Source organism: Pseudoflavonifractor sp. An44 (genome assembly GCF_002161675.1).
GTDB classification, from domain to species: Bacteria; Bacillota; Clostridia; order Oscillospirales; family Oscillospiraceae; genus Enterenecus; species Enterenecus faecium.
On the sequence record NZ_NFIH01000019.1, the window covers coordinates 25,603 to 51,205 of the forward strand.

General features: G+C 49.7%; 15 protein-coding genes. 12 read left to right on the forward strand and 3 right to left on the reverse strand.

Features of this window, described 5'->3' with window-relative positions; all coding sequences use genetic code 11:
* The first annotated feature begins 199 nt into the window (after window positions 1-199).
* From B5F98_RS09390 to B5F98_RS09440, 11 genes are all read left to right on the forward strand, one after another.
* A complete protein-coding gene (locus B5F98_RS09390; RefSeq protein WP_087371795.1) occupies window positions 200-10,507 on the forward strand; it encodes a MucBP domain-containing protein in 10,308 nt (3,435 codons plus the stop codon).
* 12 nt (window positions 10,508-10,519) lie between these two features.
* The gene (locus tag B5F98_RS09395) at window positions 10,520-11,302 is read left to right on the forward strand and encodes a hypothetical protein (RefSeq protein ID WP_087371798.1); all 783 of its coding nucleotides are present in this window, start codon (window positions 10,520-10,522) and stop codon (window positions 11,300-11,302) included.
* Window positions 11,299-11,571: a PqqD family protein gene (locus B5F98_RS09400; protein ID WP_087371802.1), complete on the forward strand. Its 273-nt coding sequence runs from the start codon at window positions 11,299-11,301 to the stop codon at window positions 11,569-11,571. The genes B5F98_RS09395 and B5F98_RS09400 overlap by 4 nt, the downstream gene beginning before the upstream one ends.
* A 50-nt stretch (window positions 11,572-11,621) precedes the next feature.
* The gene (locus B5F98_RS09405) at window positions 11,622-11,870 is read left to right on the forward strand and encodes a hypothetical protein (RefSeq protein ID WP_087371805.1); all 249 of its coding nucleotides are present in this window, start codon (window positions 11,622-11,624) and stop codon (window positions 11,868-11,870) included.
* Window positions 11,871-11,935: 65 nt separating this feature from the next.
* Window positions 11,936-12,763 carry a hypothetical protein gene (locus B5F98_RS09410; protein ID WP_143482775.1) on the forward strand — a complete coding sequence of 276 codons (828 nt, stop codon included), beginning with the start codon at window positions 11,936-11,938 and terminating at the stop codon, window positions 12,761-12,763.
* A complete protein-coding gene (locus B5F98_RS09415; protein WP_158099827.1) occupies window positions 12,756-13,874 on the forward strand; it encodes a radical SAM protein in 1,119 nt (372 codons plus the stop codon). The genes B5F98_RS09410 and B5F98_RS09415 overlap by 8 nt, the downstream gene beginning before the upstream one ends.
* A gap of 10 nt (window positions 13,875-13,884) precedes the next feature.
* Window positions 13,885-15,627, forward strand: coding sequence for an ABC transporter ATP-binding protein (locus tag B5F98_RS09420; protein WP_087371813.1), 1,743 nt, complete (start codon window positions 13,885-13,887; stop codon window positions 15,625-15,627).
* Window positions 15,628-16,134: 507 nt separating this feature from the next.
* A complete protein-coding gene (locus tag B5F98_RS09425; protein WP_087371816.1) occupies window positions 16,135-16,920 on the forward strand; it encodes a hypothetical protein in 786 nt (261 codons plus the stop codon).
* An 11-nt stretch (window positions 16,921-16,931) separates the two neighbouring features.
* The gene (locus B5F98_RS09430) at window positions 16,932-18,371 is read left to right on the forward strand and encodes a CpsD/CapB family tyrosine-protein kinase (protein ID WP_158099828.1); all 1,440 of its coding nucleotides are present in this window, start codon (window positions 16,932-16,934) and stop codon (window positions 18,369-18,371) included.
* Complete coding sequence (locus tag B5F98_RS09435; protein WP_158099829.1) at window positions 18,355-19,767, forward strand: polysaccharide biosynthesis tyrosine autokinase; 1,413 nt, start codon at window positions 18,355-18,357, stop codon at window positions 19,765-19,767. The genes B5F98_RS09430 and B5F98_RS09435 overlap by 17 nt, the downstream gene beginning before the upstream one ends.
* An 11-nt stretch (window positions 19,768-19,778) precedes the next feature.
* The gene (locus B5F98_RS09440; protein ID WP_087371826.1) at window positions 19,779-20,636 is read left to right on the forward strand and encodes an immunoglobulin-like domain-containing protein; all 858 of its coding nucleotides are present in this window, start codon (window positions 19,779-19,781) and stop codon (window positions 20,634-20,636) included.
* 222 nt (window positions 20,637-20,858) lie between these two features.
* Here B5F98_RS09440 and B5F98_RS09445 read toward each other — a convergent pair whose 3' ends face one another.
* Genes B5F98_RS09445 through B5F98_RS09455 form a run of 3 tightly spaced genes read right to left on the reverse strand, consistent with a single transcriptional unit; the run spans window position 20,859 to window position 22,936 of the window.
* Complete coding sequence (locus B5F98_RS09445) at window positions 20,859-21,515, reverse strand: carbohydrate-binding domain-containing protein (protein WP_087371829.1); 657 nt, start codon at window positions 21,513-21,515, stop codon at window positions 20,859-20,861.
* A 16-nt stretch (window positions 21,516-21,531) separates the two neighbouring features.
* Window positions 21,532-22,224, reverse strand: a complete 693-nt coding sequence (locus B5F98_RS09450; RefSeq protein WP_087371832.1) for a DUF4956 domain-containing protein — start codon at window positions 22,222-22,224, stop codon at window positions 21,532-21,534.
* A complete protein-coding gene (locus B5F98_RS09455) occupies window positions 22,217-22,936 on the reverse strand; it encodes a polyphosphate polymerase domain-containing protein (protein ID WP_087371835.1) in 720 nt (239 codons plus the stop codon). The genes B5F98_RS09450 and B5F98_RS09455 overlap by 8 nt, the downstream gene beginning before the upstream one ends.
* 429 nt (window positions 22,937-23,365) lie before the next feature.
* On the opposite strand from B5F98_RS09455, the gene B5F98_RS09460 reads away from it, so the two are divergent.
* The coding region (locus tag B5F98_RS09460) for a family 20 glycosylhydrolase (protein ID WP_158099830.1) at window positions 23,366-25,603 on the forward strand (2,238 nt) is incomplete at its 3' end.

The following is a 25,603-nucleotide window of genomic DNA, read 5'->3' on the forward strand; positions in this document are numbered from 1 at the left end:
GTATTTGTCAGGTAAAAAAGTGTAGCGGTAATCTATGTAGCTAGAGTAGACTGCGCTGAAAAAATAAGAAGAGAAAAATGAGGCGTGTATCTGGTGAATGTTGAAAAAATCTGTCGATGTGCATAAAAAAACAGACGAAAGCTGTGGTATATTAGTGGTATATTACAAATAAGGAGAATGGGCAAATAATTGAATATTGATGCAATATGTGGTAAAATATAAAAAGTTAAAGCACATTTTGGAAAATTTTATCTGGAGTGAGGGAAGAACGATGAAAAAACGATGGGAACGGTTGATTGCCGCAGTTATGTCTGTGGTGATGGTGCAGACCGTGTGCCCGCCGCAAGCGATGGCATTGGCTGCATCGGAGGTGAAGGAAGCAGCGGAGTATCTGGAAATTGACCAGCTGTTTTCTGCCACGCAATCGGCGGTCACCACCGACTCCCCGGAGAACGTGGAGACCCAGACCAGCGCCGCACTGTTTCAAGACGGAGCGGTGCGCATTTATCATGCCCTCCAGCTGTATGCCATTGGCAGCAATGCGGTGGTGCACAGCGGAGATGCACAGGCGGAGACCTTTGGCACAGGTACGGTGCTCACCGATGAGAATGGTCAGGTCCTGCTCTATGATTCGGATGGCAGCTATCAGCTGATGAACGACATTGCGCTGCCTGAGGGAACGGCATGGACGCTGCCCAGTGGCTTCTCGGGCACCTTTGTGTCGGAAGGGGAGAGCACAGAAGCGCCGTTGTACGATGAGGATACGGATACTATCTACATCTACAACAACTATCAGCTTCTGACACGGGCCGCTGAGGACGAACTGAAGACAGTCCTGTCTGGCGATAACGTGGCGGAGACCTTCGGCCTGGGCCAGGTGGTGTATGCTGGCGACCAGCAGCTGGAGTATACCCAGGAGCACAACTATGTGGTGGCCCAGAGCTTTACCGGAGAGATGCCGGAGCTGAAGGCGGAGGAGATTCTGTCGGAGACGACCCAGGATGCCACAGCGGAAGGTAGACAATTTGCTGGACAAGTCATTTATTATGAAAATGCAAACACTGCCCAGGAAAAAGCATATATTCTGATTGGCAACGCCGAGCAGTTAGGGGCGATTGGATCAGATAAGCCTGTTTACACAGCTGTATATAAAAGAACGTGGGTTATTGGTTGGAATTCTCACTGGGAAATAGAGTATGATAAGGACAATAACCCTATTATGCTGTATGGTGGTGATGCTGATCTGCTTCAGAGCCAAAATGGCAAAAAGAACTATGCATTCCATGGTATAGATGATGATGGTGGATTAGTCGGTGACAAACGCTGCGGAGTTAACCAAAAAACTGGAGAAATCGACCCTAATATGGATATTGATGAAAGTGGGCAGACTTACTCTTCTGATGCCAACTATATCATCTTCCGGAATATTACGTTAACACCTGCTGATAATGGTGGAGGAAACTGGACGCCTTTAATGTTCTCAGGAACCATGGAAGGTCGGCTATATATGCAAGTTGCCAATCCCTCTAATCCTAACGACCAAAGTCAACCTACGATCTCTGGGATAAGTATATCAACAGATAATACACTGAATCCAGAGGATGATCGCACAGGCACGGGAGTAGGTTTCTTTTCTAACATTATCAACGATAGTATCTACAGAGGAACGCCAAAAGCTGTTTATGTGAAAAACCTCATATTAGAAGTAGAAAATGTAGAAAACCAATATACAAAAGTTGACGATGGGACCATATCGCTTTTAAGTATTATTTTGAAATTCTTGGGTCTACTACTGGATGGCCTAACTGCTGGTCAATTAGGGTTACAGGATTTGCTTACTGCAGACGATGAATCAATGGAATTCTATGCAACGGGGGCTTTTGCTGGACGTATCATTGGCCCTGTTACGGTAGAGAACTGTAATGTGTCCCTCGGAACTATTACGAGCGAAAAGGGAATGGTCGGTGGCTTTGTGGGTAGTGCAGAGGGCCTAACGGAATATGAGGGCCTAAGTAATATACTAAGTGATGTGGCTGAAGGCCTAGAAACCATACTGAATAAGATCCCAGGTTTGGGCTTAGGCGATTTGGTGCCGGTTTTACTAAAAAACCCGAAGCTGGTAAATCTTGACAACCTGATTCCAATTGGATACAAAGCGCCTGTTATCGATGATTGCCATGTGACTATGACAGATAGTACAATTATTGGTTCAGAGAAGACCTCGTTCAACGGCGGGTTTGTGGGATGCCAAACAGGTGCTACGATTAGCGATTGTAGTGTGTACGGCATTACGAGTGTCAAAGCATCAAATTATGCCGGCGGTTTTGCTGGAGCAATTCGGGATGGAGCAATCGAGGGGTTACTATCCGGTGGTAACATCGATTTGTTTGAGGATGTAATACCAAATCTGAGAGGGATTGACCCATCTGCCAAAAATATAAACTGTAGTGTGAATGTGCCAGATGCAGATAAACCGCTGATTCAGTGGACGGTTCAAGCGGGGGATTACGCCGGTGGCTTGGCTGGTATCATAGCGAACAGTGACGTTTCAAGGGCTGTGGTGCAGGGGCTCAAGAAGGTGGCGGCAACGGGCGATTACGCCGGTGGCTTGACCGGACGGGCGACCCTGGGATCAGGATTGACTATGGTAGGAGAAGTAGAAGAGGGCGAGGAAGATTACAATATACTGGGGCAAGTCACAAATCTTCTTGAGGGTGTTCTTACAGGAAATACGGATGAACACTTGCAACTTCTTAATGCACTGGGGGTATCTCCATCCAATATTCACAGCTGCACGGTAACAGGCAGTGAATTAGAGATTGAAGCTGTTAATTTTGTCGGCGGTTTTCTTGGACAAGGTGACGGAACACAGATAGGAAAAGTGGATAAAGGAGTAAAAAACTCTGTTTCCAATTTGAATTCCATAACTGCCAAAAACGGCAGTTATGCCGGTGGCTTTGTGGGACAGTTAGTACCCGCCAATGCTGGTGGTGTGCTTAACAGTACCTTGGGCCTAATATCGCTTCAAATACCTGATGTGTCCTATGTAAGCGTTTGCGGACAGGCCGATGGCTTCACTGTCCAGGCATCATCTGGAAGCTATGCTGGCGGTGCTATTGGCGTCGTAGTGGGAGGAACAATTGACAACGTAACAGTTACAAACCTGCTATCTGTCACTGCGAATGCTGAGAATGGTATAGCCGGTGGATTTATGGGAAGTAATAATGCCAGTGGCTTGGTGAGTACTGGTGGATTGAATTTGTTAGGGCTGAATATTGTAACGGTTAGTGAGTTGCTCAATGCGGTCAACTATCTGCTCACCGACTGCACCAACTGCTATGTGAGCTTTACAGGCAACGCCGCACCCCAGGTGAGTGCCGCCAGTGCGGGTGGCTTTGTGGGCGAGATGTACGGTGGCAGTGTCAATAATTCTGACATGACAGACAATCGAGGTGCAGTACGAAATCTTTCTAATGTCCAAGGAACGTATTACGCTGGCGGCTTTGCCGGTAAAATTTGTTCTGGCAATCTGGCAGATGCCGGCGGCGGGATCGAGCTTGCGGAATTGGAAGTAAATGTCACAGATTTGACTGATGTTTTGCAGGGTTATGTGCCCAAAGTCACATCGGCGGATGTGTCGTCTGCAGAAACTGGACTGAAGGTACAGGCATTAAAGCAAAAGATGCGGGAGGACAACACAACCGTTGCAGACAAAGATTCCGGTGCCGCAGGTGGATATGCGGGCCTGGTTCGTGGCGCTCAGATTTCCTACAGTGATGTGAACGCCCTGGCAACCCGAGGAAGCTTTAAAAGTGAAGAAGTTTCCAACAGCGATTGGGCGGTGAAAGCACCCGCCTACGCCGGAGGATATGCGGGTAAAATCGACTTGGGCTCCCTGGCTACGGTGGGTGATAGCGTGTCGCTCCTAGACATTGTTGGCTTGGATGACATACTCTCGGCACTGAGTGTGGTGGAGTCACGTCTGGAGCAGTGTGACGTAACTGGGAAAAGCGGTGGCTTCAATGTAAAGGCATCCAATGTTACAGAGGAAAAGACTGTAACGAGTGCCACCGTAGGCTCGGCCGGCGGCTTTGCAGGTGAAATCAACGGAGCCTGGCTCAATGGATGTGACGCAGGCAATTATGAGTATATCGAGGGTGTGGTCAGTGCTGGCGGATATGCAGGCACGGTCCAGCCTGGAGATATGGTCAGCTTGCTGGAAGGGCAGACGAACATCCTCGAAATTGTGAATGCAAGTGGTCTGCTCAGTGCATTGAAGACGTTTATTCCTCGCATTTACAACAGCTCGACGGCTGCTGTGCCTTGTGGTGGCTATATCGAGGCCACTGGGACTTCTGTCGATGAGCAGCTGAAGGGCATGGCTGGTGGCTACGTAGGTTACAATCAGGGCGGCCGTATCTGGGGTAATGTTAAGACGGACCCTGCTGATGTATCGAAACAACCAGCCGTTTTGAAGGACCAAAAAACGGCGACGACCCACCGGGTACGTGAAGTTGTCGGCGTAGAGTTTGCTGGTGGTTTCACCGGACTCATGAAGTCCGCCAACCTGGTGGATAGCGGGAGCGTAAAACTGCTGCCCACAGAGGAAGGAGCAGTTGCTAAACTTTCGGTGCCGGTATCTGCACTTGAGGTTGTCTATGCGATCCAGACCAATACCCAGACAACTGGCCCGCTGCGTGGACTAGACGAGGATACCTGGAAGGCATGGGTAGCTGCAGTGGGTTCCAGCGGTGTGTATGGAGAGGAACTTGTTCAGGCTTCCTATGGTAATCTGGCGCAGTACATCTATGGCTACACGGTAACCGCAAAAGCAGAAGATGAAGGAAGCAGTTTGGTTGACGGCGGCGCCGCTGGCGGCTATGTGGGACGCATGGAGGCCGGAGTCATTACCAACGCCTATGCGCAGGATGTCAAAGCCGTCACTGCATTCCGTAGCGCCGGTGGTTTTGCCGGTGAAATGGAGACAGGTTCTGTTGCTAATGTTGGAAACATAGAGATTGCTGGACTAAAAGTCACAGGAAACCTGCCGATTGTAAAATCCTTTGTACCGGTGGTCTATGCCTCGCGTGTAGACGGATATCAATCTGGCATGACGATCAAAACAACCAGTGATACTGAAAACAGTGCCATTGGAAATGCCGGCGGTTTTGTGGGCGTAGCTTATGGCGCTCAACTGTGGCGAGAAATTCCAAAAGATGAAGATTTGGACTTTGTGCGGGTGACGGAGCAGGCCGCTGAAGTTCAGAATCTAAAGTATGTTTACGGCTCTCAGTATGCTGGCGGTTTTGCAGGCCGAATTGACTCCGCAAGTGCAGCGAACGTTGAGGTCGGGGCGGACTCCGGTGTGCTGGACCAGATTCTGGAGCATCTCATTCAAGCGGTCACGGGAGATGTTTCCAATTTGCTGTCTGTGCTGGATGCCACAATACCCACAGTGGAGAGTGCATGGGTGAATACTAGCGTGAAAAAGAATGCCAAGGCGTCCATCACCAGAGATGATTTGGAAGCCACCATGGACTTTGCAGTTTTGGATGCCGACCAAGCAGCTGGTGGTTTTGTGGGTATGGCTTGCGGCGCTGTGTTTGGTAAGCGAAATGCTACCACAAAGATGACAGAGGAAATCCCTGACACTGCATTGGTGATTTCTGGTGTGCGCGCGGTGGCCGGAGGTGAACATGCTGGCGGTTTCTTCGGTCTGGCAGAAATGGGCGGCGTGGCTCAAATTGCTGAGGGAGGCACTGGCATCCTCAACCTTCTGGTGCTCAATAATGTGGACGTTCTCAACGCCTTCCGCACCTACTTCTACGATTGTTATGTGTTTGGTTCTGCTGAGGGAATGTCGGTCTATGCGCGAACGGACTCCAGGGATGGAGGCGATAGCACAAGTGGCAGTGATGCAAACCAAGTCTATCACAACGGAAATGCCGGAGGATTCGGCGGCAGCTTGCTCAATGCAACCGTACTGCGTAGTCATGTGAGAAATTTGAAGCTGGTCAACGGCCTCAATTATGTGGGCGGCTTTGTGGGCCTTAGTGGTAAGAGTGGCGTCTTGGACCTGGATAAGGCAGAAGTGCTGGAAAATGTGTTGATTGCCGCTGCGGGCCTGATGGACATTTTCGGCTCCCACATGGATGACAGCTCCGTCACTGGTATGGCCAATCAGGTGGGTTACACCCTGGCCAGTAAGGGCGGGAAGGATTGCATTGCCGGCGGTTTCATCGGATATGGCGACCTCTCGCGGGTCAACAACTGCAAAGTAGACCAGCTGAAGCAAGTGTACAGCGATGCCCAAGCCGGTGGCTTTGTGGGACGTACCAGCTATGCCTATCTTGCCAAGGTCGATAGCACTTCCCCAGTGTTGCTCAATCCTCTGTTGTATGTGATTAATAAGTTGCTTGATGCTCTGTATGTCGGGAAGTTGGAAGATATCGGTGCGATTCAGGTAAAAATCCCTGGCTTGGAGAAGGCGTTGGAGCTAGAGGTACTGAGTGAGGGCGATGTACTTTCTGTAACGCTCTTTGACTTGAAAATTTCCGTTGCTCTGGTGAAAGACAACGGAGATGGGACTAAGGATATGGCTCAAATCCATATCGGAGACTCTTATGTGGAGATACCATGTTCAAAGGACGGTATTACCGAAGATGCCTTGAAAATCGGTCTCATCAAGGCCAACCGCACCAAGGTGGATGGCTGCACGGTCACCGGTGTCACCAACGGCTACGATGTGTTTGGCGGCGGAGCCGGAAATGACACGGATGGTACTGACGAACACGGCTACGCTGGCGGCTTCGTGGGCTACAACAATGAGGGCCTGCTGCAGAACAACACCATGTATCGTGCCGATACCATTCGCGGCTCTGTAAAATCCGTTGATATTGATGGAGAGAAAGTAACCCTTGGATTGGTTGGAACATTCTCTGGCGAGACATCTCTGAAGACGGTGTATGAGAATATCAACGATCTGAAGGACATCGAGGGCGTGAACAATCACTACTTCGTCTACCGCCTGAATAAGTATGGTGATCCTCTGGATGAGATCGTCAAGGGGGATAAACAACTGAATCAGGTGGATACTCAAAGGAATAAAGAGTTGGTGCCGTACAAGCAAGATGGGGACTATAACGTTTATGCGGTGTGGCATCTTGGTGGAGATGATGATATTACTGTTGCAAAAGATCAGACCTATTTTTCTGCCATGTGGCAGGATGCTCAACTGAGCAGCAGAAAATATCCCAACGCCAAGTTCCCGGTGAATGTGTACGTTTCTGCGGCCCAGGCTAACCTGATGCTGGGGGTGGCCACCGAACAGAATGAGGACCGGACGATTCCTGGTGCTGGTGATATGCAAGACCCCTGTGGAACCGAGATGCTGCTGACCGTACAGAAAATTTGGTTTGATGATGGGAGTATTGAGAGACCCGAGGAAATCAATGTGACGCTGCTTCAAGGCTTCAAGCCCTCGAAGGAGGGGGAAGAGCCCACTATGAAGCCGTATCAGGTTCCTGTGGAAGATCAGTATCAGCCAGGAGAACCCGGTGCGTCTGTTGTAGATAATGTCTTGAAGGAGAATCCTTTCCAGATGAATAGCGACATGGTAGGTGCGGACCCCGATATTTGGACCACCCAGTTCTATGTACCGATGCGTGCGGAACAGGGGGAGAACGGGGAACTTGGTCAACTGTATACCTACGATGTTTCGGAGGAAACAATTGATGGCTATGTTACCTTCTATTACAAGCCAGACGACTACACCATTTACATCTTGAACTTCCAGATTTCTATGCTGATGGCAGACGATACTGTGGTCATCGATTACGGTTTGCCCGTGGCAGTAGATGTTTTGGACAATGATGCACTGGGGTCCTATCAGATTGCGGGCGAGTTGGCGGGCGTTGCTCAGTATGACGCTGAGAAACTGCACAAGACATTTGACCAGACAACGGCATTGACTCAGCATGAGCAGCAACTTTCCTATGGCAAGGCGACCATCGATGCACCTAAGGGAGTCGTGGCTGAGACCTCGGAGACCGACGTTAAGCCCGAGACCCCGGAGACCGATGGTAAGGCTGAAACCTCAGAGACCAACGCCGCTTACAAGCGAGACGTATACTATGTGCCCGATACCATGCAAATGGACTCCCTGGAACGGATGCTGTATGTGGTGGCGTTGGATTCTAAATACGTAAAAAATGGCCAAAACTACATCACGGGTGAGCTCTCAATCATTCCAGCAACCGAAATCTTCTATGAAGATAATTTTGGTGCGATAAAGCCTAATCCGGGTTATACAAAGGACGATACAGAGATAGTATGGACGCCTCTGACCGGAGAGGGCTCTGATACACAGCAGGATACCGACCGTCCAGGCAGTGCAGAATTGGGCAAGCTGTGGGATGATTCGTACGGAAATGATACCCACTACGAGAAAGATGCAACTTACAGCAACGGGACCGCATGGTATGTTGAGGTAGGGGAAGACACAAAGACCTCCCCCAGCGTAGAATTTGCGTTTACAGGAACGGGATTTGATTTAATTAGTGTGACCAGCGGAGATACTGGATATGTCCTGATTGAGGTCTATGATAAGGGAAATAAGCTCGTTCGAAGGTCAGTGATTGATACATATTATGGGTATGTGTATGATGCTGAGAAAGATGAGTGGATTGTGGACGAAAATGCGGATAACTCCAATGCGTTGTATCAAGTGCCCATTGCAAAGGTTGATGGTTTGGGATGGGGAGAGTATAGCGTAAAAGTAATGCCTGTTTATGAGAAAGCTTTTGACCATCATTATCAGGAAGGCGGTCAAGACAATTCCTACACATTCTATTTAGATGCCATTCGTGTATATAATCCAGCAAATCCCTCGGGCAATGCCTATGAAGATATCAAGGATGTTTACTTAGAAGATGGGGAATTCAATCCTCACTTCAAGGAAATCCGTGATATTCTCCTCGATGCAAATAATACATCTGCGGTCACTGAGATTGGCGCGGTTTTCGTGGATGGACATGGAACCTTGACTGACATCGAAGACTATAAGGCGTATGGACCTAAAAATGAGGTCTACTTGGCCCCGGGGCAGGCGATATCGTTCAATCTGGAGACGACATCAGAGGATATTCCTGATAAGCTGCAGTTGTCTGCAAAGCTAGAAAGTGGAAGTTCCACACAGATGACCATCGAACTGGCTGTTCCTGATCAAGATAAACAGTGGGTCTCGTTCCGGGCAAAGACGTACACGATCGAGACAGCGTATGATTTGTATTACGAATTTGGTGAACAGTGTGTGTGGGAAGCCCAAAAGAATGAAGCGGGCGAGGTTGTCTATAAAACCAAGTTCCCCATTGTCATCCGAAATTCCAGCAGTTCGACAACGGAGGGGGCGGATGTGGTTCCCACGGATGATCCCAACGCAAATCTGGACGACAAGGTTGGAAATCTGCTGTCCCTGACCAACCTGCAATGGACAGGAAATGCTAAAATCAAGCAAGAAGGCGATGGAACTGCCACAGTCCAGAGCGAGGAGAACCGTACTGCACAGCAAGACTTGCTGGTGACAAGCAGTTGGGAAAATGTAGAGGCCGCCTATTACTTGCTCAATCCTGTGCAGCAGTACACCGTGACCGTGAAGTATCAGGATGAGAACGGAAATTCTTTGGCAGAGGACCAAGTGCTCCAGGTTTACGATGGCGCAGAATATGATGCCACGAAACTTCTGGAACAAGCCATCAAAGGATATCAGTTCCAGCGGGTTCAGGGAGAGGCAACTGGTGTGGCCACAGGCGATGTGGAGATTGTTGTGATTTATCAGAAGCTGAGAATGGAAACCCTACAGCAGCTGATAGACCGCGCCAAGACCATGGTGGACTGTGCCCACAAGTACGTCCAAACCCAGTGGGAAGCTCTGCTGGATGCACTGGAAGCGGCGGAGCAGCTCTTGAGCGTGGAGCATGTGACTCAAGACCAAGTGGACGACACAGCCAGTGCGCTGCTTGAGGCGATTATGGCCCAGCGTTTCCAAGCGAATAAGGAGAACTTGGAGGCGATTTTGGAGCAAGCCAAGGACATGGACCTCTCCGGCTACACGGTGGAAAGCGTAGCAAGATTCCAGGCGGCGCTGGATGCAGCGCAGGCTGTGATGGATGACGATAGCCTGAGTGAGGAAGAGCAGCAAACGGTGGATGCAGCGACCGAGGCGCTTGCTGCGGCCATGGAGGGGCTGACGGCTGAAACGGAGCCGGAAGAGCCGGAAGCCACAGATGCCCCCCAGGCGACCGATGCGCCTGAGGTAAGCCAGCAGCCCGAAGCTACCAACGCTCCACAGACAACGGATGAGCCCCAGGCGACTCCGGAGTCGGAGGCCCAGGTTCCCCAGACGGGAGATGAGTCTGGTTTGACCATCTGGCTGACAACTCTGTTTGTCTGTGCTGCGGCTGGAATTGGCATGGGTATGAAAATCAAGACTCGAAAAGAAGAGCAGTGACAAATACCTGATATGGCCGGTGGCTTCCCCTGGAAAGGGGAAGCCACCGGGGCACTGGAGGAAAAGATGGATCGTTCCAAAGGACAGACAAGAAAAAAACGTAGAAACACACTGGTGTGGAAAGGCGCGGCTCTGGCAATTATGGTAGCCGTGTGTGTGGGCGGCCTTTTTGTGTGGAGCATGTGGAGGAAAGACCAAGAACAGAAACAAAATATGCCCGTATATTTAAAAAGCGGCATATCCATTGAACGTGTGGAAGCTTATGACGGACCCTTTTGGGAGGATGGCACAGACCGTGCCGTAGAAGACGTATGGCAATTGACGGTGCTCAATACGTCAGACCAGGACATACAGTATTTGAAAATCGTGGCCAAGGACGAGAATGGAACCTCCTTGGGAGAATTTGAAATAACAACGTTGATTGCAGGAAGTACTGTCCAGGTGTTGGAGGCGTCTGCTGTGCAGATGCCTGGAAATGCCCAGTCTTGTACTTATTCCATAGAAAATTTGGCCTATTTGAAGCAGGAACGCTCGCTGCATACGGATAAATTTACCCTGTCCGTGGCGGACCAGTGGATTCGATTGGAGAACAACAGCAGCGAGAACATCGAAAACGACATTTATATTTACTATAAAAGAATCGAGGATAATGTATTACAAGGAGGAATCACCTATCGGGTGAAATTTGCCGGAGGTCTGGAGGCCGGAGAGAGCCGGGAAGAGCAGACCCAGCATTTTGACCCAGATACATGTGAGATTATGTATTTGACCTATCAGCGAGGAGCGTTTCAATGAAAATTTCCAAGGAATTTATGTTGCGGGAAATTGCAGGAGAGTACATTGTTGTGCCCACAGGTAAGGCTGTATTTCAGTTTATGGGGTTGATTACGCTAAATGAAGTGGGGAGGTTTTTGTGGGAATTACTTCAAAGTAAAGAATACTCTATGGATCAACTGATACAGAAAATTTGCCAAAGCTATGAAGTGGAAGAGGCTGTTGCTCAGAGCGATGTAAGAGAATTCATAGATGCTTTGAAAAGTAGAGGCATTTTGTCTGATGATTGAGCGAGATAGAACTGAAATTCAATAACGATATAATTAGTGGGAGAGAGCAAATGAAGAAAACATATGAAAAGCCTATGGTATATTTTGAAGAGCTTAGTTTTGATACGACCATAGCAGATATGTGTAGCGCCGTTCTTACAAACAATTGCCAAACAAATGCGGCTACAGGTGATCTCTGTACAAAATATGAGATTCCAGGGAGTATCTTAGGGTTTGTTTATTTTGACGCAAAACTAGAGGTTTGTCAGGCGTCAATGGAGTGTTATCATGTTAATGCAGGGGTGTTTGGGGGCTCCTAAATATGTATGGGTCAATTCAATATACTGTTGCAGGACTTCGACTACAAATCAATTGGCAACCCTATATGATTAAACTGAAAAAAGAATACCCATATTCTGCGTATATGTCTCAAGAAGAACCGTGTGATGTGAACGTGATGATACGTCCAGCATCTCAGTTGATGAGACGCAATACAGACCCGGTTTTTGCCAGTAGCAGAAACCGGGCTTATTACGAGTACGGAAAAATATATCGCTATCGAGGTACATTTCTGAATGTAGATGAGGAAAACTGGCTTGGCTGTCAAGTCGTAGACCCATTGGAGGAGAACGTGATACAGGTATATTTGCCGTGCCGACAAAAAGCAATAACTGAAGGAAGCCTGTTTGCCGCCATGGGTTTGGATTATCTATTGTCATACAGGGGGAAAGTGGTGCTCCACGCTGCCTATATCCAGTGTCTTGGACAGGCCGTTCTCTTTACAGCCCCATCTGGCACTGGAAAGTCTACTCAGGCGGAACTGTGGCGCCAGCATCGACCAGGGACTCGCATTGTCAACGGAGACCGGGCGGTGTTCAGTGTAGAGGATGAACGAACGATGGCACATGGCTTTCCGTTCTGTGGGTCCTCTGGAATCTCCCACAACATATCTTGCCCGTTGAAAGCCATCGTGGTCTTGCGCCAAGGGAAGAAAAACCATCTGGTGCGCCTTGTGGGCGCTCAGGCTGCCACAATTCTGCTCTCGGAATGCATGGTTCCGTTATGGGATCGGATTGCCACGCAACGTGTGATGGACACTGTGACGCAGGTAGTAGAGCAGTGTCCCATTTATCTGTATCACTGTCTTCCGGATGCCTCGGCAGTGGAGCATTTGTATCATGTAATCTATGAAGGAGGGAAACCAGATGAATGAGCCATGGTGGAGTCAGGATGTGCCCATCAGTCAAATGCTGTCTCGAAAGGCAGCTGTGCGGGGCATTCCGCTGCATGGTACCTTTGAGCTGACCAGTCGATGCAATTTTAGCTGTAAAATGTGCTATGTGCACGGCATGGAAAACATGGAGCAGTTGGAACAGCAGGAGCTGACAACGCAAGAGTGGCTGGACATTGCCCGCCAGGCAAAAGAAGCCGGAATGCTGTTTTTGTTGCTCACGGGTGGGGAGGCCATGCTGCGCCGGGACTTTATCGAGCTGTATGAACCGCTGTGTGACATGGGATTTCGGGTGGTCATCAACTCCAACGGCTCCATGCTTACCCCAGAAATCGTAGAGTGCTTTTCTAAGCGCCCTCCTGCTCGGATCAACATCTCCCTCTACGGGGCTTCCGATGAGACCTATCGCTCCTTGTGTGGCGTGCCGGCCTACGAGTCGGTGAAAACGTCCATCTATCGTCTGCGGGAGATGGGGATATCGGTTCGGGTCACCATGATGCTGACCACTTATAATTGCGGGGATATGGAGCAGGTGCACCAGACTGCACGGGATGCAGGAGCGCTGTGTGCCATGTCCTCCTATCTCTTCCCGCCGATTCGGTTGGATGAACAGACCTGTGGGAATAATCCTGGACGCTTAGCGGCGGAGGAGGCTGGGGCTTACCTTGTGCGCCGGGAGCGCCTGTTAAGCAAAGATGAGGAGTTTCTGAAACGGGCCCAGTGGGCGGTGCAACAGTCAGCTGCCTTCAACCAATCGTCGTCTGAGGGACTCCCCATGCAGTGTTTGGCGGGGCGAGCCTCTTTTTGGTTGACCTGGGACGGAAAGATGCGTCCCTGTGGCCTGTTTGACCGAATTGAAATGGATGTGCGAGAGGTTGGCTTTGCGAAGGCCTGGAAAGAAATTCATGAGAAAACTCTTCAAATTCGGTTACCACGTGCCTGTGCCAATTGTCCTGACCGAGTGCTTTGCCACAACTGTGCTGCCATGACCTTAGCAGAGACCGGGGCATTTGACAAAAGACCAGAGTACGTATGTCGGATGGTGGAGGGCATGAAGACAGAGTATGCCAGACAACTGAAGAATATGGAGTGATGGAATAGTCATGTTTGACTGGAAGCGTATCAGACGCAAGATTGCAGAGGGTGCCCTTCAGGAAATGAAACGGGAAGGACAGTGGATCTTCCAGCGCATGAGAAAGTATTGGGGTAGCATATTATTCTACTTGGTTATAGGAGTGTTGGGAACACTGCTAGGATTGGCAGGCAGTATTAGTTCCAAGTATCTGATTGACGGAGTCATGTTTCAGAATTTGAATTTGCTGCTTGCAATGCTCTTGTTGCTGATTTTGACTGGCCTAGCTAAAGTTGGGTTAGATGCGTGGAGCGGGATTTATCTGCGAAGGGTAAGCTTAAAGGTGCAGAATGAGTTGTTGGCACAGGTTTATCATGATATTTTTTGTACTCGTTGGCAGAGTATGAGTAAATACCATAGTGGTGATTTGCTCAGTCGTTTGAATAGCGATGTCAACACAGTATCTGCCAATGTGCTGAGCTGGTTTCCTTCGTTTGTTACCACTGGTGTGCATGGTTTGGGCAGTTTGGCGATTATGCTGTATTATGACAAGACCATGACCGTGATTGCGTTGCTCAGTGCACCTGTTTCGTTGTTGCTATCTCGGGTATTGTTGGTACGCATGAGGGATCACAACAAGAAGATGCGACAGGTGGGCAGTGAGCTGATGGGCTTTACAGACGAGTCATTTCAACATGTACACACCATCAAAGCGCTGCACCTTACGGATATATTTGAAAATAGACTCAAAGCAGTGCAAAATAAATATATGACAGAGGCGGAAGAGTACAACCAATTTTCAGTACAAGCCGCCTCCTTTATGTCTGTGCTGAGTTTGATGGTATCCGTGTTGTGTATGGCCTGGGGAGTATTTCGACTGTGGAACGGATATATCACCTATGGTACGATGACGTTGTTCTTGCAGCTGGCGCGCTCCTTGAGCAGAGACTTATCTGGTATAATTCGAATGGTACCCAGCGCTATCTCAGCTCTTACTTCGGCCGGGCGAATCATAGAAGTCACTGAATTGCCCAAAGAGCCTGTAGGGAATTCGGTCAACATTCAGCACATTGAAGATCAGAAACAGTATGGTTTGTCCATCCGGTTGCAGGAGGTTAGCTTCTCTTACAAGCGGGGAGAGGTTGTGTTGAAAGGGTGTAGCTTAGAGCTGAATCCTGGTGATTACGCTGCAATAATGGGACGATCTGGCTGTGGGAAGACTACTTTGCTTCGTATGGTATTGGGGATGATTCAGCCAGATGAAGGAAAGGCTGCCGTCGCGGCAGTGGACGGGGTCTCTGAGCCATTGGGGGCAGGGACACGAGAGTGGATTGCCTATGTTCCTCAGGGAAATACCATTTTTTCCGGATCGATTGCGGAAAATTTGCGAGTGGTGGTTCCAACAGCCACGGAGCAAGAAATGATAGAGGCACTCCAGGTGGCATGTGCGTGGGAATTTGTTAGCAAACTGCCAGGAGGCCTACAGGGCATAGTAGGAGAAAAAGGAATTGGTCTGTCTGAGGGACAAGCTCAACGTATTGCGATTGCAAGAGCGGTACTAAAAAAAGCGCCCGTGATACTGTTTGATGAGGCTACGTCGGCACTAGACCAAGAGACGGGGTGTCAGATTTTGCGCAATATTAAGCAACATATGACATATTGTACCTGTCTGATTGTCACCCATCGTACTTCTGTGCTGGAGGTCTGCAATCGCTTTTTTTACATGAGAAATGGACATTTGACGGAGGATACACGGTCATATGCACAACAGTGACGGCAAATACTGGAAGAGGTCGGGTGAAACATGTTGCACGGTCCAAACCAGGATATATCTGCAAGAGATAGAAAAGATGCTTCATGAGAACCATTCGGCATCTATTCCGGTATCTGGAATAAGTATGTACCCGTTTTTAACCCCCAATTGTGATTATGTTGGATTGAGGCCCATGGATACTGTGCGGTGTCGTCCAGGAATGATTGTACTTTTTAGGCGTGAGAGTGGAGCATATGTTCTGCACAGAATTATCAAGTGTAAAAATGAAAGCGTCTTTTTGGCTGGGGACGGACAGTGCATACTAGAAGGCCCTATCCATATCTCGCAGGTAGTGGGATGGGTTTCACATGTGTATCGACGCGGGAAATGGGTTGCGCTTTGGAGAAGGAAAGGATTTATATTCGGTGTTTTATGGCGTTGGGCATTTCCCATCCGTAGATATTGGTTTGGTGGTGCTCGGCGATTGAGTGTACTTGTGGCCGGTAGGAAAGGATGAGGTGGGAGTGTATGAGAGTAATTCGTTGGCTTGTGGTGGGGCTGTTTGTGCTGTCTCTTGGATTATGGACGCTGGTGAGATATCAGGAATGGAAACGACAAGATGTTCATGCACCGATCATCACAGCACAGCCCGAGGTGCTAAATTTGTCGGTGGATGAGATGAAAACCGGTCTGATGGAAGGCGTGCAAGCCTGGGATGAAGAGGAAGGAGACTTGACAGAGCAAGTCATTTTGGGAGGACTCTCGTTGCTGAGTAGTGATGGAAGTTGTTATGTAAGCTATACTGTATTTGATCGAGCGAATCATTCCGCAACCCTACGACGAAAAGTTGTGATGGAAGATTATCACTCCCCTCAATTTCAGCTGATCTCTGCATTGGTGTTTGAACAGGGTGGAAAAGAAGATCCGATATCTTACATACGAGCGTTTGATATGCTGGAGGGAGAGATTACAGATTCGATAACTTCGCTAGAGAATGATCTGGACATGGGGCAACCAGGGGAATACATGATTCAAGTTCAGGTTGCCAACTCGATGGGAGATTTGTCGGAACTGAGTTTGCCAGTGCATGTACTCGAGCAGGGGGAAGTGGCCTTGGAGAATCAATGCCCTTTGTTGTATTTGGCCTGCGGCGAGTCGTGGAATGCCTACGACTATGTGTGGGCCATTTCGGGACAGGGAGAAGAGAAGCTCCAGATAGAGGATGGGGTGGATGCATCAACCCCCGGAGTGTATCAGGTGCACTACTGGGCTGGAAAACAACACACATGGATGACGGTTGTAGTATACGAATAGGGTGAGAAATGATGGAAGAAAGAGAATTGTTTCGCTGGGATGAATTGAGCTGGTATTCGGTACTCCGTGATCTGGTTATCAATCTATGGGTTGTGGTTTTAGCTGGTTTTACGGTGTGGATGGGAGTAGACAGTGTTGTACAGCTTCGATATGTTCCGGCGTATACGTCCTATGCCACAATGGCGGTTACCGCAAAGGGAAGCGATATTAGCATTTACTCCAACCTCACAGCCACAACTCAAATGGCAGAGGTGATTGGAGAGGTGTTTGCCAGCAATGTTCTACGCGAGAAAGTGGTTGAGGAGTTAGCCGTAACAGAGTTTGATGGCGAAATTAAAGCAGAGGTAATACCAGAGACCAATATGCTCACAATTCAGGTCACGGCACCTACTGCCAAGCAGGCCCATCAAGGTTTGTGGTCAGCTATAAATCATTATGACGAAGTTTCAAACTATTTGTTTACCAATGCTGATTTAATGATGCTTCAACCACCGTCCGTACCCCAAACACCTTCAAATACCCCAAACATCCGACACATTCAGAAAATAGCAAGTGTTGGAGCGGCAATCTTGGTGGCGGCAGGATGTGTGTTGTTTACTGCGTTACGTCCAACCGTTCAGACCATGCAAGGGGCACAGCGGAATCTAAATGGAAGTGTCTTGGGTGATGTACCGTTTGAGCGGAAGTGGAAAAGTACAAAAGACATCATACGCCGAAGAAAGAAATCCATTCTGTTGAATGACCCAGGGGTTAGTATGGGATTTTCTGCATCCATCAGAAAAATTGCAACTCGCCTGGAGCTTCGGATGAAACACAGTGGGCACAAGATTCTGTTGGTGACAAGTGTAGGAGAGAATGAGGGCAAATCATCGGTGGCAACCAACATTGCCCTGGCGTTGAAGGAAAAGGGGCGGAGGGTTCTGCTATTGGATGGTGACCTGCGAAAGCCTGCCATTCATAAGGTGCTACAATTGCCCAAAGAGGATGCTGTGTGCATAAATGACTATCTCAACGATCGGTGCGAGGGAACGAATACTGTCTATTACGATGAGGACAGCGGTCTACACGTAGTCCAATCCGGTGATCAGCGTGTGAATGACGGAGTACGGGGGAATGCAACAAAGATATGCCAACTAATCCAAGCTCTATCAGAAACGATGGACTACATAATTGTAGATTCGGCACCTATGGCTGTGACAAGTGATACGGAATATCTGCTACAAGCAGTGGAAAGCGTGTTGTTTGTTGTGCGACAGGATTGGTGCGGGGTGGATGCCATTAACGATAAGCTCGAGATTCTTCGGCAAAATAATGTGCGAATCCAAGGCATCGTGCTCAATGCAGTGCATCCATTTGGGTTTGGTAGCAGAAGTCGGGATCGGTATTACGGATACGGTCGAAGAACGCGCGGGAAAAAGAAACTGGAGGCAGAACATGAGCGAGAAAATTGAGCGTTCAGAACATGAAATTGATCTATTGTTTCTGATAGAAAGCTTGGTAAAACTCCTGTGGCGACACTGGTGGTGTCCTGTGGTGCTTGCCTTGGTTTTTGGTGCTTTCAATTATGGCTATACATATAAAACCTATGTTCCCATGTACTGCAGCGAGGTTTCTGCAACCGTCATGGTGGCAACCAATCCTCGGGGAGATAGCTATGGGTTTTATTATGATAGTAGTGCAGCCAATCAGCTGGCAAACACCTTCCCTTATATTTTGAGTAGTCCTATTTTACTTGATGAGTTGAAGGCAGAACTAGGTTCGGAGGTGATTCAGGGGAACTTGGCGGTTTCCCTGGTGGAAGGGTCCAATATGTTGACTATGTCTGTGACTAGCCCCGATCCTGTGGAGGCAGAAAGAATTTTACAGGCACTGTTACAAGTATATCCTAACGTAGCTCGTGTGGTAATAGGCGATATCGAGTTCCATCTGATTGATACGCCAGCTGTGCCCAATGAGCCATGTAATTTTCCTAACTATCCCAAAGCGGTGGCGCTAGGAGCTGTTTTGGGGGCAGTGGTGGGAGTAGCTGTTCTATTTTTGGTCGCATTGCTCCATAAGAGAATCCATAGTCCCGATGAACTCAAACCTGTGAGCAACATTGTGTGTCTGGGTAAAATATCCGCACTCAGAAAGAGAAAGTGGCGCCATCCTTCTATTTTGGAAGAAGAGATGAGCTTAGGATTTGTAGATGAAATAGACAGCCTTACGTTATCAGTGCGGAGAGAGTTGGATGAGATACAGGGAAAGGTCGTAGTTGTAACCAGCACAGTGGCTACAGAAGGAAAATCCATGGTTGCAGAAAATCTGGCTTATGCATTGGCCAAACAAGGGAAACGGGTTACTCTGATTGATGGAGACTTGCGTAAGCAGGATATGTGGACAAAGGTAGGAGGAAGTGGTAAATACGGCCTGATGGATGTAGTGTTAGAGCAAGAAGGTCAACAGAGAACGTTGGAGGTGTGTGAGAAATCCGGGATCTCCTTTGTGGGAGGAAATGCTCCTGTCCCCGCCGTTGCTGAAATTTTGAACTCAGGTAAATTGAGCGAGTGGCTTGAGACGTTAAGGGGGACTATGGATTATATAATAATTGATAGCCCGCCCATGCAACTGTTCGAAGATGCAGCTGTATTGTCTGGGTATGCCGATGGAGTACTCTATGTAGTAAGACATGATTGGATACGAAGAAATCAAATCATGGAAACCTTGGATCAGCTAGCGGAAGTACACACTAAAATCCTTGGCTTTGTATATAACGGTCAGCCTCACTCACATAGCCGGTATGGTTACGGATATGGGTATGGATATGGCAAATACGGCTATAGCTACGGTAGATATGGAAATAGGTGAGGAGAGAAAGCATGAAAAGGAAACTGTTTTTTCTGCATGCGCTGGGAGTTTTAGCTGCCATCCTACTGGGAGTCCTACTGATGTATGCCGTACAGCAGCGGCCGGAGCAAGTAAATTCAGCTCTGACCAAGAAAACACAGAAATGCCAGATCCAGTGGAGTCCGGAGATACTGGTGTACGATGGAACGAGTGAGCTAGATATAATGCAAGGAGTGCTTGTTACAGATGAGGACGGAAATGATCGTACCTCTGATGCCCGTGCAGTGCTCCAGAACACAGAGCAGCTAAACCAAAAAATGATTTATTACTCATTGAACGGATATAGCGAGAAATTAACAGACCAGGGACGGATGCTGCTTTTGGAAAACTATACTGGTCCAACCATACAGGTGGATTCGGAAGTACAGTTGACAGTAACTCAATTGGGGAATTTACCAGGAGTATTGGCTGAGCGGAAGCAGCTGGAAGCGGATAATGGATACGGTAAGGAGATAACGGGTCAAGTATCATGGTATCGGGAGAAAACTGCAGAGGGAGAGTATAGTATTTTTTTCACGGTGTCAAATGAATTTGGCGATGTAGCAACTGCACAGTGCAGAGCATACATAGATGGTGTGAAAGATGATATTGTGCTAACCTTGCGACAGGAACAAATATCCATTTCTCAGAATGAACCGTTTGTACCCCTTGACTGGGTCCTTGAAGCGGAAGATGCCAATGGAGAAAACCTGATCGATGGAGTAGAGGTGGAAGGAACGGTCAATTCTTCTGTACCGGGGAACTATACGATTACATACCGGTTAACATCCTTGGACGGAAGACAATGTGCAACAAGAAACCTAAGCGTAAAGGTCAACGAGAGCGCATAAGGCCAGAATACCCAAGAGTGGCGTCAGCAGTTTGTTGAGCATATCCTCGATACTACCATGTACCAATTTTCGGATTTACCTTTTGACGCAGACTCATTAAACCGTACAAGCTTATCAGGCATGGTTTGCTATCCCTTTTCGAATGATGTGTTACAACTTCATTCGACCAGAGATTTGCAAACCATGCCTTTTTATATGCAAATATATGATACTTATACTGCCTTACGGACGGCGTCCGCCCATGCCACCCATGCCCCCCATCTGGCCGGGCTGCATGTTGTCGGTGTGAGCTTCCCCGTTGGCGCTGCCGCCACCAGTGGTGATGGTGTAGGTTCCATCATCTATCTGCATCCAACTGCTGGCACTGACACCATCTCCGTCGGCGGTGATGGTGTAATTTCCATCGCCCAGATAGACAAAGCCCTTTTCGGTGTCTTCCTCATTGTCGCTTTGAATGCCGTCCTTCCCGGTTTGGAGGGTGAAGGTACCGTTGGCAATGGCCACACTGTCCTTGCCAGACAGGCCGTGGCTTGAGACGTTGATCTCGTAGGTACCGCAGGTGACCACCAAGTCATCTTTGGACACCACGCCGTGTCCCCCCTGAGAGGTGATGGTGACGGTGCTTCCGTCCACGGTGACGGCGTCGCTGTCGCAGGTAGAGGGGGAACCCGGCGGAATGTGGACGGCACTCTCCTCGTCATAGCCGATCTCAAAGTCCCGGTCACTGAACAGCTGGGACAGGTCCACATTGCTGGAGGTGGCAGACGGAGAGGATAGCTGGTCCTGACTGGACGTTGTGGGGGTGGGAGAGTCTGTCTTGCATCCGGGCAACAGCAGGAGCGTAGAGAGCAGCAGAGTGCATGGTTTTAGAGATTTCATGATGTATCATCCCCTCTTAGAGTTCGCAGGAAGCGGTCTCTTGGCGAGAAACTGTGATTTCCAGGTTTCCGTTGCGGCAGCGCAGCTGGCCAATGAATTCCTTTTCCAATTTGGGGTCCCGGAGGGTGAGCTGGTAGGTTAGGCGCAGCAGGCTGCCCATGTTGGTAGTCTTCACCTGGGAGAGCTCGCAGCGGTTGGTGTAGCGCTGGAGCAGGTCGTCAAAGACATCGGTATAGTCCAAATCTTCGGGAATGGTGATGTGCAGGGTCTTGTAACAGGCAGATTTCTTGCCGGAGCCGAAGTTTACCAGGTGGTAGAGGACGCTGACACCGCCCAGCATAATGGCGATGACAAAGCCGTAGCCGATGTATCCCATGCCCATGACCAGCCCTGTTCCCATGGCCAGGAAAATGGCGCCAATCTCTTTGGCGGAGCCGGGTACCGAGCGGAAGCGCACCAGGTTGAAGGTGCCCGCCGCCGCCACTCCCGTGCCGATGTTGCCGTTGACCATCATGATGATGACGCATACCACGGCGGGGAGCAGAGCCAAGGTGGCCACGAAGCTTTTGGTGTACCGGGTGCTCACCATGTAGGCCAGGGCCAGCAGCAGCCCGGCCACCAGTGCTCCACCCACACAGAGCAAAAAATCAGTGATGGAAATCAGTTGGGTAAGATCGGTGTCAAATACACCGCGAAAGAAATTAGGCATAACGGAGTCCTCCTAACCGCTGTTGGTTTGTCATGTGTTGATAGGCCGTCCCATACTTGGAGAACGACGTTTTGAAGATGTTGTGCTGGGTCAGGGCGTGAACCATCCACAGGGGAATCCCCCCAGAGGTTTTGATCTCCATGAGGGTCTGACCGGGGGAGAGGATGGGGGTGCCATAGACCTCACTACACAGGAAGAGATGGTCCTGACGGTACAGAATGTGATCGTCAAAGGTGACCCGGAAGTCCCCACCGTCCACCGCGTAGAATGCCTCCCGCTGATAGCTGAGAAAGACGGTGGGAATCAGCGGGTGATAGTAGGAGCGGAAATACGCAATCTCATGGCCAATCTGCGAGGACACCGGAAGCGGGGTATCCTGGCCCAGGCTCTGACTGACCAGTCCCTCGGGAAGAGACAGCCGCCGCTTGTAGACAACGGATTTGTACTTTTTCTTCAGCTCTACAAACACCGGCTCCTCTGGAGAGACCTGGCGGTAACTGCGCACCCGCAGCTTTTCCTTATAGCAGGGCCGCTCCAGAGAGCGGCGAATGAGACGGAACGTTTCCGTGTCGCAGTAAATGTTTCGTATGGTCACACGGCCATATTGGTCTAGCTCCATGTGTCCGTCCATGGCCTGTAGCACTGCCCGCTTTTGAGTCGGGTTCAGCAGATATTTGAGTTCGTAGCGCTGGAATGTCATCTGTGCTGCCATCTCTGGATGCCCCTTTCCATCAGGAATCTGTTACGGGAGACAGTATACCGAGGCTACCTTAATCAAACTTAAAATTTTTACACCCCATTTACAAAAGAAAACCGCTAAATTCAGAGCATGTTCACCAGAACAAGGATGACTGTACAGATGAAATAGTACGGTGTGATGGCATATGGGATCACCTGCAACTTACAAGATATTACAATTTATTCTTAAAATATTACAAATGTTGCACAAAAGTGTTGACACAAATAGGGGAGAAGTCGTAAGATAAACTCGAACTGGAATGTCATGGGATCTGGAAAGAGGGCGTCGGGATACCTCCAGGGGCGCTTGCAGCTGCATCACAACTGCGTGGACTGTGCTTTCTCATGTCCAAGGACATGTGTAGATATTAGCAAACAACTTATTGCAGGGAGGTACTTTATTATGAGAAATTGGATCAAAAAAGGCCTTGCACTGGTTCTGACAGCCGCTATGGTGGTAGGCGTTTCGCCGCTGCGTGGTTCGGCTGCTGATACGGACAGTGCGCCTGGCATCGCCAGTGTTCCTACTGTGCAGTCCGCAACGGCTGGAGAAGGCAGCTTTACTCTGACCAGTGAGGCTCGCTTCTTCATCGTTGCAGACAGCGATCCCACTGGGACGGATTTGGCTACCTATGTTCAGACGGCCAATTCTGAGTTTGCCGCTCGGGGCATTCCTGGTGATTCCGTGCTGCCCATCGTCTATGGCGATGAGTCCATGGCCAAGAGCGGCGATATCGTCGTGAAGGTGGATGGAACTGCTGTGACGGACAGCCAGGGTTATACACTGGACATCACCTCTGACAACATCACCGTGACTGCCAATTCTGCCATCGGTGTGCTGTACGGACTGCATACCGTGCTTCAGAGCATGATTGCCAACGGCACCACTGTGATGGCTGGCACCGTCACCGACTATCCTGACGTTCCTGAGCGCTCTTTGTACCTGGATGCTGGACGTGTATTTTACACCGTTGACATGATGAAGTCCTTCATCCACACTCTGTCTTGGAATAAGATGAATGTGCTGTACCTGGATTTCTCCAACAATAACGCCACTCGCTTCTTCCTGGACGACATGAACGTGACTGTGGCTGGCACCGACTATGATGTTTCTACCTGCAAGCCGGACAATGGCTATTGGACTGAGTCCGATATGAATGAAATCCTGGCCGAGGCTGAGCAGTACGGCGTTCAGATCATTCCGACTCTGGACAGCCCCGGACACATCGGTGGCGTGTATAGCATCAATAACAGCTGGTTCTATCGTGCCAGTGCCACCGACTACGATGCCAAGGTTGGTAAGATCACTCTGGACCTGTCCAACGAGGACGCCTATGCCTTTGGTCAGGCTCTGGTGGCCAAGTATGTGGACTACTTTGCTTCCAAGGGCTGCACCAGCTTCAACATTGCCGCAGACGAGGCCTCTTACGCAGATGGTACCCACATGAACAGCACCGACCCTCGGTTTGTCAACTATGTCAATGACCTCAACGACTACATCGTCAGCAAGGGTATGACCACTCGGATGTTCAACGATGCCGTCAAGAGCGTGGATTCCGGTGTCAGCAAGGATATCATCATTCTGTATTGGGTGCCCGCTTCTCCAAATGCTCAGGCCCTGCTGGCTGCTGGCTACGATGTGGTGAACTTCGTCTATACTTATGTCTACTATGCATACGGCGCTTCTAGCTATTGGAATGCAGACCTGAGCAAGGTATATGGCTGGAATCCCGGTATCTTTGGCGATAGTGCAAATGCTGAGCTGGGGGACAATGGATATGCATACCCCGACAGCGTCGGTAAGGTGCTGGGCGGAAACTTCGCCATTTGGTCTGACTATGGATATAACTATGGCAAGACCGGTGCCGACGTCATCAAGGGCACCAGCTGTGCCTATCAGCGTTCTGATTACTCCGTGAGACAGAAGATTTACGCCGTGGCTGAGCGCACCTGGAATCAGGACGGTGCTACTGCTAGTTTGTCTGATTGGGAGGCTACTCTGCTGGATGCCCCTGCTGGAATTTCCGTTTCCACTGGCGATATGGACGCTACCGTGCTGCCCGAGGCTTCTGCTGTAACTCCCGCCGCCCCCTCTAAGGTGGACAAGACCCTGCTGCAAGAGACCTATGACTATGCCGTGACCCTGTCCACGGAGGGTGTCACCGACTCTGCCAAGGCCGCCTTTGAGAAGGCTCTGGCCAACGCCGAGGCCGTTCTTGCTGACGACAACGCCACCCAGGACGAGGTCAACGCCGCTTGGGACGCTCTGCTGGAAGGTATCTGGGGTCTGGGTCTCACCCAGGGCAACAAGGACGTGCTGGAGATGCTCATTGAGCGGGCAGACGGCATGATGGAGAACGTCGACAAGTATGTGGAGGCCAACTGGCAGGAGCTGGTGGACGCTCTGGCTGCCGCCAAGGATGTGATGGCTGACGGCGACGCCATGCAGGAGGATGTGGACAAGGCCGCCGACGCCCTGCTGGATGCCATTATGGCCCAGCGCTTCAAGGCGGACAAATCCGTCCTGGAAGAACTCGTCAACCGTGCCACCCAGATGGTTGAGAATGCCGATAAGTATGTGGAGACTCACTGGCAGGAGCTGTTGGACGCTCTGACGGGGGCTCAGGCAATCATGGCTGAT